The following is a 12,786-nucleotide window of genomic DNA, read 5'->3' as shown; positions in this document are numbered from 1 at the left end:
CTTGTGGGCTGCAACTCGCTTAAATATACATGGAGGGCATTTAACTCTCCAAATCGCCTGCTACTGGGTGACGATTTCTACCCAATCGCCCAGGTTCTTGCCGGCCTTTTGATCCTTTTCGGTTGGAACATCCTTGCCATTTTGAACAATACGCGGCGAAGAGACAGAGCCGGTTTCTTTATCCAGCTTGTCGTAGTTGGTCTTCGCAACCTTATTGCCCTGCTTGATATCCACGTCCTTCATGGAGTCAACAACATCATCTTCCGCGCCAAGCTTCTTGGCTGCTTCTGCGATGTCCGCAATCTCCCAAGAAGAAGCCACCGTTTGCTGGTTTTGCAGCATGTAATCACGCAGGTTCCAGTAGGTCTTAACGTCACCGGACTTAGACAGCTCAGACATCGCGGCTGCCGCCTTAGTGGAGTAGCCTTCTTGGTTTTCAATATCCTTGCCATCCAAGAAGTTGAGGGTGCGCACGTGAACAATCAGCTTGCCATCTTCGATGGCCTTCTTCATGTCACCGTCGGTAGCCTGAGCTAATTCAGCACAGTGAGGACAGGAGAAGTCCTCATACAAATCCACCTCAGGGGTGTCCTTCTTGGCACTGTCAGACTTAAGGGTGATAGCTCCGTCGTTGTATTCCATGGACATATTCACGTCCTGGGCTTCAAGGTCACCGACAGAATCTGTGGACGACTGCTTGCCATTCCACACGATGTAGCCAATGACAACGGCAATGATGACAAGGAGTACGCCGACTCCCCAGATAAAACCGTTGCCACCCTTGGCGTTCGGGTCAGTTACTTTGCTCATTTGAACCTTGCCTTTGAAAATTTTCGGACCAATACAGCCTACCTTGCCCACCTATCAGGGGTGAAGGGCAAACTTAGTGAAAGGGCGTTTAATAGTCCAAACAGTGAGGAATAGATACGCGGCATCGCGCAACAGCGTCTTCGCATAATCCATTCCGCGGTCAGGATTTTGGGCGTCATAGCCAAAGCATCCGCAGTCAATATCTAGACCGCGGGCCCAAGCCTGCGCGATGCCCACCATAAACAACAGCAGCACGATGGTTGCCACGATGGAGGACCTCCGCAAAAACAGCCCGAGAAGCAAGAGCACGCCACCGATAACTTCCAATGGACCAATGACCGTTGCTAGGTAACCAGCCCACTCAGGCGTAAAAATGTCATAGCCTTTGATGGCTTGGGTCATGTCCAGAGTTTTGCCGAGCTTGTGCACGCCGGCTTCAATCCACACCCAGGCCATGCCAAAGCGGGCGATGAAGCTGATGATATCGAGCACCAGCTTCCCTTTATTCTTGCTACTCACGAGGATGAGTTTAGCGTTAAACCTCTAATACATGGGTAACAACTGCCTGTGCTTCTGCTTGTACCTTTCTGAGATGCTCCTCACCTAGGAAAGACTCCGCATAGATTTTGTATTTATCTTCCGTACCAGAAGGGCGGGCAGCGAACCACGCATTCTTAGTCGCCACCTTCAGGCCGCCGATGGCGGCACCGTTGCCGGGAGCCTCGGTTAATTTGGCCACGATCTCCTCCCCTGCAAGTTCCGTAGCGCTGACTTTTTCGGGAGATAGCTTCTTGAGGATGGCCTTTTGCTCGCGGTTAGCTGGGGCGTCGGTACGGGCATAGGCTGGGGCACCGAATTTTTCCGCCAGCTCTGCATAGCGCTGGGACGGGCTCTTGCCCGTTACCGCGGTGATCTCCGCGGCAAGCAGATCCATAATGATGCCATCCTTGTCGGTAGACCATACGGAGCCATCGAAGCGTAGGAAGGAAGCACCGGCCGATTCTTCGCCACCGAAACCAATGGTGCCTTCCACCAGCCCCGGCACAAACCATTTGAAGCCGACGGGAACCTCCACCAGCTCCCGGTCAAGGCTTTCCACCACGCGGTCAATCATGGAGGAGGACACCAAAGTCTTTCCCACACCGGCATTCCCCCACTGCGGACGGTGGCTGAAGAGGTACTCAATAGCCACGGCGAGGTAATGATTGGGATTCATCAGGCCAGCATCGGGAGTGACAATGCCATGGCGATCCGCATCGGCGTCGTTGCCGGTGGCAAGATCGAAGCTTGAGCGGGCGTCGATAAGCGAGGCCATGGCATACGGCGAAGAACAATCCATGCGGATCTTGCCGTCCGTATCCAAGGTCATAAAGCGGAACGTGGAGTCCACCTCAGGGTTGACCACGGTCATATTCAGTCCGTAGTGATCCGCAATGGCCTGCCAATAGTCCACCGAGGCACCACCCATGGGATCAGCGCCGATGCGCAGGCCGGAATCCTTGATGGCCTGCATATCCACCACGTTTTCTAGGTCAGCAACAAAGTTTTGTACGTAGTCGTGCTTCACGCAGCGCTCGTCCAGCACGCCCGCGACAGACGTCCGCTTCACGCCCTCCAGCCCGGCGCGCAAGTAGTCGTTGGCGCGCCCTGCAATCCAATCGGTTGCCTGCGCATCGGCCGGGCCGCCGGTTGGCGGGTTGTACTTGAAACCACCATCGCGCGGAGGGTTATGCGAAGGAGTAATCACAATGCCGTCGGTACCGGGGTGGGTCAAAATCGCGTGGGACACCGCCGGAGTCGGGGTATAGCGGCCGCGATCGTCGACGCGAACCTCCAGCTCATTGGCCAGCAGCACCTCGAGGGCGGAGACCATGGCGGGCTCGGATAGCGCATGGGTATCGCGGCCGATAAAAATTGCCCCGGTAACGCCTTGCTCTGCGCGATAGTCCACAATGGCTTGGGTGATCGCCAGGATATGCGCCTCATTGAAAGCGCAGTCGAGTGCGGAACCGCGATGCCCAGAGGTACCAAAGGAGACCTGCTGGTCTGGGTTCTCCGCATCCGGGGTGCGGGTGTAGTAGGCGGTGACCAATTCTGCGATGTCAATGAGGTCCGATGGTTGTGCAAGCGTGCCGGCGCGCTCGTGGGCCATGGCGTACTCCTTGGGGTTGGGGTCCGTATAGCTATAGCTTGCCTTCTCCCCAGTGATTGCGCAGGACGGATGATCCCCCGGCTGGGGGTATGGCCAAATTTACTCCATTTCTATAGTTCGCTAGATTTGCAGAATGGACTCGCTTAATTCCATTCTCTCCGCCATCAGCACCGTGGTCTGGGGACCATTCATCCTCATTCCACTCCTGTTGGGCACGGGCCTGTGGCTGACAATCCGTTTGGGTGGCCTCCAGTTCCGGACGCTAGGGCGTGCGACGCGCCACGTCTTTGCCACAGACTCTGATGATGAGTCCACCGAAGGAGATATTTCCAATTATCAGGCGCTGACCACCGCCCTTGCCGCCACCGTAGGCGTGGGAAATATCGTGGGGGTGGCCACCGCGCTGTCTATTGGTGGCCCCGGCGCGCTGGTATGGATCTGGATTACGGGCCTAGTGGGCATGGCCTCCAAATACACCGAGGCGTACCTCGGAGTGCGTTTTCGCACCACCGATTCCAAGGGCGAGATGTCCGGCGGCCCCCAGCAATATCTCAAGCGCGGCATCCCCGGACTGCTCGGCTCCGTGCTAGCTGTCTTCTTTGCCATCTTCGCAATCTGCGCCTCCTTTGGCATCGGCAACCTCGCCCAAGCCAATGCCGTGGCCACCAATATGGAATCCACTTTCGGCATCGCCCCAGCGGCCACCGGTGCAATCCTGTTCGTCTTGGTAGGCTCCGTACTCCTCGGGGGAATCCAGGCCATCGGCCGCATCACCGCGGCCTTCGTGCCTTTAATGATCATCGTTTATGTTCTTGGCGGGCTGTACGTGATTTTCTCCCATGCCGCAGAGCTTCCCGCCGCCTTTGCCATGATTTTCAGCGATGCCTTCACCGGCACGGCCGCAGGCGGCGGCTTCGTGGGCTCGACCATCATGATGGCCATTCAATACGGCGTCGCCCGCGGCATCTTCTCTAATGAGTCCGGCATGGGCTCCGCCGCCATCGCCGCGGCGGCCGCCAAAACCCCGCACCCGGCGCGCCAGGGGCTAGTCTCCATGACGCAAACCTTCATTGACACCATCATTGTGGTCACCATTACCGGCTTGGTCATTGTGGTGGGTGGCACCTGGGACATGGGCCGCGACGAGGCCGGAATCATGACGGCTGAGGCCTTCTCTCGTGTACTGCCCGGAGACTGGGGCGGCACCATCGTTTCGCTCTCCATTATTTTCTTCGCCTTTTCCACCATCATGGCCTGGGCTTATTATGGCGAGCGTTCCCTGGAATCCCTGTGCGGCAGCAAGGCTTCCATCCCCTACCGCATGTTCTTTGCCTGTCTGCTTTTTGTCGGTTCCGTCTCAGAGCTCGAGCTTGCCTGGACCTTCTCCGATCTGGCCAATGGCCTCATCGCCATCCCGAACCTCATTGGGCTGCTGCTCCTTTCCGGCCTAGTAGCCCGCGAGACTAAGGCTTATCTCGCCTTCGACCCCAAGCTCACTAAGCCGGTAGATGAGGTGCGCGCGTTCGTAGAGTCCCAAGGAATGGACTGGAAGTAACATAGGGCGCATGCCTCAATTCCTCGTCGTGGGTGCTGGCGCCGCGCTCGGTGCGACCGCCAGATACCTACTCTCCGCAGCGCTCGGCGGCGGCATGATCCCGCTGCTCATCATTAATATCCTTGGCAGCGCGCTCATGGGCTACTTCCGCCCCAGCCCATTCTGGGGCACCGGCGTGCTGGGCGGTTTCACCAGCTTTGCCACCTTCGCTTTCCTGACCTCCGAGGCGCACTGGTCCATCGCCCTAGCCTATGTCCTAGCCACCATCGTTGGCTGCGTGGGCGGCTACCTGGCGGGTGACAAGCTGCGATGAATCTTCTATGCGTCCTTCTCGGCGGCTTCATAGGCGGCAGCCTCCGCTATGGTTTTACCCGGCTTTTACCTGCCCCCTACTGCACCTTCGTGGCGAATATTTTGGGTTCCCTCGCCCTCGGCCTGGCTTATGGTTTCGCCCAGCTTGCCGACGCCCCCCTCATCCACCCCTTCCTCGCCCTCGGCCTTGCAGGTGGCCTGTCCACCTGGTCCACGCTAGCCAAGGAACTAGGAGAAATGATCAAACGCAGGCAATGGTGGCGGCTTAGCAAGTATCTCTTCTGGACCATCGGGCTCGGCATCGTTTTAGCCTGGCGCGGCACCATCTGGGCAGCCCGCATTTATCACGGGATTTAAGCGGCAAACTCCCAGCTAACTAGCAGTTACTTTTGGTCCGCTCGAGCCTAATATTTTTCGGGTGAGTTTCCTTTTGAATCTGCCTTTGGCGGATCCCATCAATGGCGTGATCTTTTACGCCATCCTCGCGATTGCGGCCATCATCATTCTCCTCCAGCGCAAGGTGTGGCCGCTGGTCATCGCCGCCCTGCTGTGCATTATTGCTTGGTTCCTACTCCGTCACTGGCAAGTACCGTGGTACATCTTCCTCGCCGCCTTCGTCCCCGTGGCGGCGCTGGTACGCAAACCCAAGATTGTCACGGTCACCGCCGGAATCTTTTCCCTTTTGGCCACGGTCGGCATCGTCAACATGGAATATCAAACCTATCCAGATATTGCGTCCCTTGACCCGCGCCCTGTGGCAAAGGAAATGAGCTACGAAGAGTTTTCCCACACCAAGTCTGGTGCAGCCATCGTCCATGTGGATCTTCGCGGCACCACCTCCCATTTCGCCGCTCGGCAAGCCACGGCGTATATTCCGCCGGCATACTGGACGGACCACACCTTGCCTGTCATCGTGCTCCTGCACGGCAACCCGGGCGGCCCAGATCAGTGGTTCGGTTCGGGCGAGGCGGCCGAAACTGCAGACCAATTCCAGGCGGCTAACGGGGGCCGCAGCCCCATCGTCATAGCCGTGGACGCCACCGGCTCTGAAACCGCCAACCCCATTTGCGCCGATAGCTCCCAGGCTAAGGTAATGACCTACCTCAGCCAGGACGTACCACAGGCCATTAAACAAAAATTCAAAGTTAACCCGGATCAGCGCACCTGGACGGTGGGCGGATTAAGCTACGGCGGCACCTGCTCCCTACAGATCGCCACCAACCGCCCCGAAGCCTATGGTTCCATCATCGACATTTCCGGCGAGGCTGAGCCCACCATTGGCAACCACGCGGCGACGGTGAAGAAATTCTTCGCCGGGGACGAATCCGCCTTCAATGACCAAGACCCCGCCCACCTGCTCGCCCACAAGCACTTCTCTACCCAGGCCATCTTCATCGCTGGCGATAAGGACACTGCTTCGGTCAATGCTTTGCGCTCGCTTTCCGATGCCGCCCGCGCCGCCGGCATGAAAACCTACTTTGGCACCCGGCCCGGCGGCCACTCCTTCCAGGTGTGGCGCCCAGCCCTGCGCGAATCCTTCGCTTGGGCCGCTAGCCGCGGTGGAATGACCGCTATCAAGGATCCCTTCGATGGAATTGGAGCCCACGATGTCCGTTCTTAAAACCATCCTGACCAGGTTTCCCGTTTCCCTAGCCGTCTTAGTCATTATGTGGGCACTTCACCTAGTGGATTTCCCCACCTCCCACTGGCTGGCGCTGACTACCGCGCACCCCGGTGGCGCCATTATTTTGTCCGTGCTCATCGTGCTCTGGCTCGTTCCCGCTGAATGGCGCTTAGGTTCCTTGCGCACATTGGCGGTAGGAGTTGTCTCCCAGCTCATCAGCGTCCCGCTGTCCATCGTGCTCGCCCGCGGCATTGAGACCGTAGGCCTAAATCGATGGGGCAATGACTTATTGAGCGATACCTTCCTCACCCCTATCGGTTTTATCGCCGGTGCCGCTGGTTTTGCTTCGGCTTTACTCCCCCGCCTATGGCGCCGCCGACTGCGCGTTTCGCTTATCGTGCTTACCGCCACTTTTGTGCTCTACTCCGGCACCATGTCAGATGTTCTCGGCATCGTCGCCGCCATGCTTTCCATTACGGCTGGCCAATTGCTCTTTAAGCCCGAATCCGCGCCGCCTTCCATCAGGGAGCGTCGCGTGCTCCTCGCCGTCGGTATCGCCTGCGTAGCCATTGGCCCCGCCTTCGTGGCACTCGACCCCATGGCCGAAGGTCCGTTCTCCCAAATCACACAGCTCCTGTGGGCACCACACCTTTCGGCTCTGGAGGCCACTCAAGTCTGCGCAGATTCGCTAACTTCTACCAGCTGTACCGCCGCAGTCGATCTCGCCCGTGCCCAAGGCATCGGCGCCTTGGTAGCCAATATCATGCCATTCATCATCCAGCTGGTGGTGTGCTTTGGTCTCATGCGCGGCCGCGTGCTCGCTTGGTGGATGGCGGTTATCACCCAAGTACTGGCCATCGCGTTGCTGACCTACCAGCTTTGGGATGATTCCCGCCTGAGCTACCTCCTGCCCAACCTCGTGCTCGTCATCCTGCCCTGGCTCTTGGCGCTATTCATGCTGCTTATCAATTATTCGCTCTTCCGGATCCGCGAAAACCGCGCATTTTTCACCCGCACTATTGTCTTCGCCATCCTTGCCTCTTCCCTCGGCGCGGGCTTGTGGATCCTTACAGCCTCGTTGCACAACACCGTTCCCCCAGCAAATCTTGCCGACATCCTCGCAGAGACTCCCCTGCGCTTCGTTCCGGCCGTTGTTGCGCTTATCCTTCCCCACCACGTCGCGCCGGCAACGATGTTTTCCTGGTTCATCTACCTATGGGTTGGAAACGCCTTCTGGATCCTGCTGGCAGTCCGGCTCTACCTTGGCTTTTCTCGGCCCGTTGATCCTGCACAAGAATCCGACCGCGACTCGGCCCGCCGCCTACTCGAATCCGGCACCGGCGATCATCTTTCCTTTATGACGCTGTGGAAATCCAACCGGTACTTCTTCCACGGTGACTCCTATGTGGCCTACCGTGTCTCCAATGGCATTGCGCTCACGCTGGGCGCCCCCGTCGGCCGCGATATCAGCGCCGAATTCGAGCGCTTTGCCTCCGAGCAAGGCTGGGCCGTGGCGTGGTATTCCGTCAATGCGCAGTTCGCGGATGCTCACCCGCAGCTCAAGCGCCTTCAAGTTGCAGAAGAAGCAGTCCTCAACTGCGAATCCGTGGAATTCAAAGGAAAGAAATTCCAAAATGTGCGCACGGCCCGAAACAAAGCCGAGAAGGAAGGAGTTAGTACTCGGTGGACCACGTGGGAGGAGCTAGATATAGCCTCTATCGCCCGCATTAGCGCACTCAGCGAGGACTGGGTTTCCGACAAGGCCCTACCCGAGATGGGCTTTACCCTCGGCGGCTTAGAAGAAATGACGGTGACCGGCACCCGGCTTTTGCTTGCTGAATCCGCCGACGGCACTTTGCATGGTGTGACCAGTTGGATGCCGGTATACGAAAACGGTGCTATTACCGGCTACGTTCTCGACGTCATGCGCCGCAACGAGCACGGCTTTAAGGGAGTAATTGAGCTCCTCATCTCAGAGGCAATGCTCATTGCCCAGTCCGAAGGCCTTGCCTGGATCTCCTTGTCCGGTGCGCCATTGGCTGGACAGCCTGACGAGCCTAACTGGCTCGACGTCGCCCTCAATCGCATTGGGGAAGAAGTCGAACCGCTCTACGGCTTCCGCACCCTCGCGGCCAGCAAGCGCAAATTCCAACCCGAGGAGCACCCGTGGTACCTGTGCTATCACGATGAATTGAAGCTTCCTTCCATCGCGCTGGCCACCATGCACGCCTACCTGCCCGATATGAAGACCAAGGATGCGGTATCGGCAGTCAAGGCATGGATGGCCGCGTAAAAGCATTAAGGCCTCCCCTCAACGTGTGATGAGGGGAGGCCTTAGACTAGGCAGCTAGTCGGCGATTGCTTCCAATGGCGGCGTCTTCGCCGCGCGGTGCGACGGCCATACTGCCGCGATAATGCCGACGAGGGCCGAGCCCACAAGCATAATGAGCACCATCGCCCACGGAATCTGCGCAGAGTCTAGTCCCTCATCGCCGAGGATCTTGATGAAAGACCAGCCCAAGCCGAGCCCAATGAGGATGCCCATCACCGCGCCAAAGAGCGCGATCTGCACGGACTCCAGGGTAATCATCGTGCGGATCTGGCGGCGTTGTGTGCCCACAGCCCGCAACATACCGATCTCCTGGCGGCGCTCGATTACGCCCAAGGTCAAGGTATTGACAATGCCCAACACCGCAATAATGACGGCAAGGGCGAGCAGACCATAAAGGATGGAGAGCATCTGGTCAATAAAGCCTGCAGCTTGGCCCGCATACTCCTCACCGGAATTGACCTGAACCACAACCAGATCCTTGACCGCATCCTCCAGGTTATGGCGCAGTTCTTCCTTGTCATAGCCCTCTTGCCCCAAGACGCCCACCATCTGGACGGTAAAGGACTTCTCCGGTGCAACCTTTTCAGCTACCTCCTGCGAGAGCACCATATTCTGCACCACATCGGTGGGCTTAAAGATGCCGACCAATTTGGCCTCGGCCTTCTTGTCCTTTTCCGCAGAAGCTACCTTATAGGTCTCTCCTACCTTCCAGCCGTGTTCCTTGGCAAAGTCTTCGGTAGCAATGAATCCCTTATCCAAGTTGGCATCGCCCTCGACCATGTCGAGCGCAATCATCGACGACGGATCTCCATCCGCAGTCGTGGTCTGCTGGAATTGTGGGCCATAATCCATCGATGCTTGACCGTCCACGGTTACTGGGGCCATACCGATGGTGATGGCCTTATCTACGCCCTCAGCCTCAGCCGCACGCTTACCAGTGTCCTTCGGTGTTGGGAATTCACCGGAGCTAGGGCCAGAAAGGAGGTAATCGGAGGTGATGTTCTGCTCCACGGTATCGGCCACGGAGGACTTCATCGTCGCACCAAGCATGCCAATTGCCGTCACCAAGGCGACGCCCAGGGTCAGCGCAAAGGCAGTGGCTGCCGTGCGGCGTGGATTGCGACGCGAGTTCGTCGCCGCCAAAAAACCGATAGCACCGAAAGGCGCACCGATTACCTTGCCTACCGTCGGCACCAAAGGGAGCGACAGGGCTGGGCCAGCCAAGAAGAATCCGACAATGATCCCGAACGCGCCCACACCGACGAGGACGGCGCGGACGTTCGTCTCGCCGTCGGAAAGCACGCCTGCCAACGCCGCAACAATGCCAACCAGCAAAATAATGGCACCGAAAATTGTGCGGACCTTCAGGGAAGACGCAGAAGCAGACTCGGTGGTGCGCATCGCTTCAACCGGTTGCACGCGACCTGCGCGCCGTGCCGGGGCCCACGCGGACACGACCGTCACGATGGTGCCCAGAATAATCGGGACCACGATGGCCGAACCGCTCAGGCCCAAGCCACCGTCGAACGGCATTCCTTTCGCGCTCATTACTGCCTTAATGATGGCCACCAAGCCCATGCCGGCAACGACGCCGACAATGGAACCCAGAAGTCCCACGATGGCAGATTCCACCACCACCGAGTTCGTAATCTGGCGGCGGGAAGCGCCCAGCGCGCGCAGGAGAGCGAATTCCTTGGTGCGCTGCGCGACAATCATAGAGAAGGTATTAGCGATGATAAACGTGCCCACCAGCAGTGCAATCAGGCCGAACGCAATGAGGAAGTAGTTAATGAACTTCAAGGCGGAGGACATCATCTCAGAGGTTTCCTCCGCCAGGCGCTCGCCCGACTCCGCCTTGACGTCATATTTGTCATTTAGGTGATCCACCAAGGCGTTCGCATCCACGCCTTCGGCCGCAGAAACCTTGAGCTGGCTCGGATCGCCGTAGCGCTCCAGGTAGTCCTTCTCGGCCATGCTCAGCACGATGCTATCGCCCTGGTCGACGGCGGGCTCCGAGATACCAGAAACGGTAACCGTATCCTGCTCATCGGGGTGAACCACAATGAGCTTTTGTCCCACGGAGATTCCGTATTTATCCGCCGCGGAGGAATTGACAAGGACTTCGTCCTTACCGCTCGGCTCCTCGCCCTCCTTTAGCTTATCGGCACCGCCAACGACCTTATCCTCTGGATAAAACGGGACAACGCTGGCCGTACCGCCCTGAGTCTGATAGGCCTCCGAGTTCTCATTGGCTGCGACGACAGTCTCCGAATCCGCAATATTGATGTTCTTGACATCTTCATCATCGGCCAACTTCTGGCGAAGCTTTTCATCCAGCTTCGCGCCATTGTCGTCCTTCTGGCTCACCACCGCATCCACGCCACGAAATTCATTATCCACGGCGGAGTCAAAAGTAGACTTCAGCGAATTGGTGAACATAAACGAGCCGGCAATAAACGCTGTGCCCAAGACCACCGCGAGAATTGTCAGCCCAAGGCGCAACTTATGCGCCACGATATTGCGCAGGGACACCCTGCGCATTGCATTTCCGCGTGCCATTTAGCCCTCAATCTCCGCCATTACCTGGTGAATGGCCTCCATCGTCGGATTGTGCAACTCGTTGACAAGCTTGCCGTCAGCAAGGAAAACCACTCGGTCCGCGTACGACGCTGCCTTCGCATCGTGCGTCACGATGACCACGGTTTGGTCATCCTTGTCCACTGCCGTGCGCAAAATATCGAGCACCTCGGCCGAAGAATTGGAGTCCAGGTTGCCGGTTGGCTCATCGCCGAAGATAATTTCCGGACGGGAAACCAGCGCGCGGGCACAGGCCACGCGCTGCTGCTGACCGCCTGATAGCTCAGCCGGTCGGTGCTCCAAGCGCTCTGCCAAGCCTAGACGGCGAGTTACCTCTTCGAACCACTGCTTATCGACGTCCTTACCCGCAATGTCGGTCGGCAACGTGATGTTTTCCGCGGCAGTCAGCGTAGGAACAAGGTTAAAGGACTGGAAAATAAAGCCCAGCCGATCACGGCGCAGCGCCGTAATGTCCTTGTCGTTGAGCGCCGACATATCGGTATCGCCGATAAACGCCGAACCGGAAGTCGCGGAATCCAAACCAGCCATAGTGTGCATTAGCGTCGACTTACCGGAGCCCGATGGGCCCATGATCGCAGTGAATTCGCTCTTGCCGAACTCAATGGAAACATGATCCAGGGCCACAACGGCTGTGTCATCGCTTCCGTATTGCTTGAACAAGTCAACGGCGCGAGCCGCAGCATCAGTCATGAAACAAATTCTCCTTGTAAATGGGAAATTACCTCTTATAGTTTAGCTACCATGAACGACGGCCAGCATCATCCCAGAGGAGGAAAACGGCACACTAAGGCATGGCGAGATCAATCATGGAGCCGTACTCCGGTTGCCATCAACCTAATCTGTTGCCGTTCCTCTTTTTGTTCTTTGTTGTTGTAGTGCGAGGTATTGTGCCCAGGTGTGGTTCCAGTGTGTTTGGTGTGTGGCTAGGGGCCTGGTGGCGTGGTCTAGTTGGTAGGTGCCGTCTCGGTGGAGCCAGGCGATGGTGCCGGTGATGTGGTCGAGGATGTAGTGGACGCGGCGGTCAGTTTTGATGTTGTGGTGATGCTGGCACAGGTTTACTAGATTGTCTGGACTGGTGGGTCCGCCTTGGTGGTATTCGATGCGGTGGTCTAGTTGGCACTGTGTGGCGGGGATGGTGCAGCCGGGCCAGCGGCAGGTGGCGTCTCTGCCTTGGGTGTAGGCGCGGATATCAGCATTTGGGGTGTATCCGTCAATTTCGTCGGCATTAAGCCGGCGGATGAAGGTGTTGTCTGTGGGCGCGTGGCCTATGTTTATCCATCCGGCGCCTGGGATGTAGACGCTGTTGGTGATTTCGTTGGTGGTAAGTGTGTTGATCGCGACGCTGGTGTGGGTGTCTTCCAAGATGAGGTCGATTAGGCCTTGTGCGTTGGTTGTTTTTGCTT

General features: G+C 57.8%; 11 protein-coding genes. 5 read left to right on the top strand and 6 right to left on the bottom strand.

From position 1 onward, the window contains the following. Positions 1–60 precede the first annotated feature (60 nt). Genes WMP96_RS04990 through pgm form a run of 3 tightly spaced genes read right to left on the bottom strand, consistent with a single transcriptional unit; the run spans position 61 to position 2,962 of the window. Positions 61–810, bottom strand: coding sequence for a DsbA family protein (locus tag WMP96_RS04990; RefSeq protein ID WP_239207955.1), 750 nt, complete (start codon positions 808–810; stop codon positions 61–63). A 54-nt stretch (positions 811–864) separates the two neighbouring features. Then, the gene (locus WMP96_RS04985; protein WP_301716020.1) at positions 865–1,329 is read right to left on the bottom strand and encodes a MauE/DoxX family redox-associated membrane protein; all 465 of its coding nucleotides are present in this window, start codon (positions 1,327–1,329) and stop codon (positions 865–867) included. Positions 1,330–1,345: 16 nt separating this feature from the next. After that, entirely contained in the window at positions 1,346–2,962 is a 1,617-nt protein-coding gene (gene pgm, locus WMP96_RS04980; RefSeq protein WP_301716021.1) for a phosphoglucomutase (alpha-D-glucose-1,6-bisphosphate-dependent), read from the bottom strand. Between the two features lie 133 nt (positions 2,963–3,095). On the opposite strand from pgm, the gene WMP96_RS04975 reads away from it, so the two are divergent. The 5 genes from WMP96_RS04975 to WMP96_RS04955 all read left to right on the top strand — a co-directional run bounded on the left by WMP96_RS04975 (position 3,096) and on the right by WMP96_RS04955 (position 8,746). Then, on the top strand, positions 3,096–4,517 hold the full coding sequence (locus WMP96_RS04975; protein ID WP_301716022.1) for an alanine/glycine:cation symporter family protein: 1,422 nt from the start codon (positions 3,096–3,098) through the stop codon (positions 4,515–4,517). Between the two features lie 10 nt (positions 4,518–4,527). Further along, on the top strand, positions 4,528–4,830 hold the full coding sequence (locus tag WMP96_RS04970; protein WP_301716023.1) for a fluoride efflux transporter family protein: 303 nt from the start codon (positions 4,528–4,530) through the stop codon (positions 4,828–4,830). Beyond that, the gene (locus WMP96_RS04965) at positions 4,827–5,186 is read left to right on the top strand and encodes a fluoride efflux transporter FluC (RefSeq protein ID WP_301716024.1); all 360 of its coding nucleotides are present in this window, start codon (positions 4,827–4,829) and stop codon (positions 5,184–5,186) included. Before WMP96_RS04970 ends, WMP96_RS04965 begins: the two co-directional genes overlap by 4 nt. Before the next feature lie 61 nt (positions 5,187–5,247). Continuing rightward, a complete protein-coding gene (locus WMP96_RS04960) occupies positions 5,248–6,450 on the top strand; it encodes an alpha/beta hydrolase (protein WP_340432256.1) in 1,203 nt (400 codons plus the stop codon). Continuing rightward, positions 6,437–8,746, top strand: a complete 2,310-nt coding sequence (locus WMP96_RS04955) for a bifunctional lysylphosphatidylglycerol flippase/synthetase MprF (RefSeq protein WP_239207961.1) — start codon at positions 6,437–6,439, stop codon at positions 8,744–8,746. The genes WMP96_RS04960 and WMP96_RS04955 overlap by 14 nt, the downstream gene beginning before the upstream one ends. A gap of 54 nt (positions 8,747–8,800) precedes the next feature. On the opposite strand, the gene WMP96_RS04950 is transcribed toward WMP96_RS04955, so the two are convergent. The 3 genes from WMP96_RS04950 to WMP96_RS04940 all read right to left on the bottom strand — a co-directional run. Next, positions 8,801–11,344, bottom strand: a complete 2,544-nt coding sequence (locus WMP96_RS04950) for an ABC transporter permease (protein ID WP_301716028.1) — start codon at positions 11,342–11,344, stop codon at positions 8,801–8,803. Next, positions 11,345–12,073, bottom strand: a complete 729-nt coding sequence (locus WMP96_RS04945) for an ABC transporter ATP-binding protein (protein WP_023020834.1) — start codon at positions 12,071–12,073, stop codon at positions 11,345–11,347. Between the two features lie 144 nt (positions 12,074–12,217). Further along, positions 12,218–12,786 (bottom strand): HNH endonuclease signature motif containing protein (locus WMP96_RS04940; protein ID WP_340432253.1); only part of this gene is annotated, 569 nt, incomplete at its 5' end.

It is taken from the genome of Corynebacterium sp. KPL4035, assembly GCF_037908325.1.
Lineage (GTDB): Bacteria > Actinomycetota > Actinomycetes > Mycobacteriales > Mycobacteriaceae > Corynebacterium > Corynebacterium kefirresidentii.
Note: the sequence above shows the minus strand (reverse complement) of the source record. Positions and strands in the feature narration are given on the sequence as shown.

Coding starts and splice junctions, on each gene's coding strand:
- WMP96_RS04990 (WP_239207955.1), bottom strand. CDS start 810: ATGAGCAAAGTAACTGACCCGAACGCCAAGGGTGGCAACGGTTTTATC.
- pgm (WP_301716021.1), bottom strand. CDS start 2,962: ATGGCCCACGAGCGCGCCGGCACGCTTGCACAACCATCGGACCTCATT.
- WMP96_RS04975 (WP_301716022.1), top strand. CDS start 3,096: ATGGACTCGCTTAATTCCATTCTCTCCGCCATCAGCACCGTGGTCTGG.
- WMP96_RS04970 (WP_301716023.1), top strand. CDS start 4,528: ATGCCTCAATTCCTCGTCGTGGGTGCTGGCGCCGCGCTCGGTGCGACC.
- WMP96_RS04965 (WP_301716024.1), top strand. CDS start 4,827: ATGAATCTTCTATGCGTCCTTCTCGGCGGCTTCATAGGCGGCAGCCTC.
- WMP96_RS04955 (WP_239207961.1), top strand. CDS start 6,437: ATGTCCGTTCTTAAAACCATCCTGACCAGGTTTCCCGTTTCCCTAGCC.
- WMP96_RS04950 (WP_301716028.1), bottom strand. CDS start 11,344: ATGGCACGCGGAAATGCAATGCGCAGGGTGTCCCTGCGCAATATCGTG.
- WMP96_RS04945 (WP_023020834.1), bottom strand. CDS start 12,073: ATGACTGATGCTGCGGCTCGCGCCGTTGACTTGTTCAAGCAATACGGA.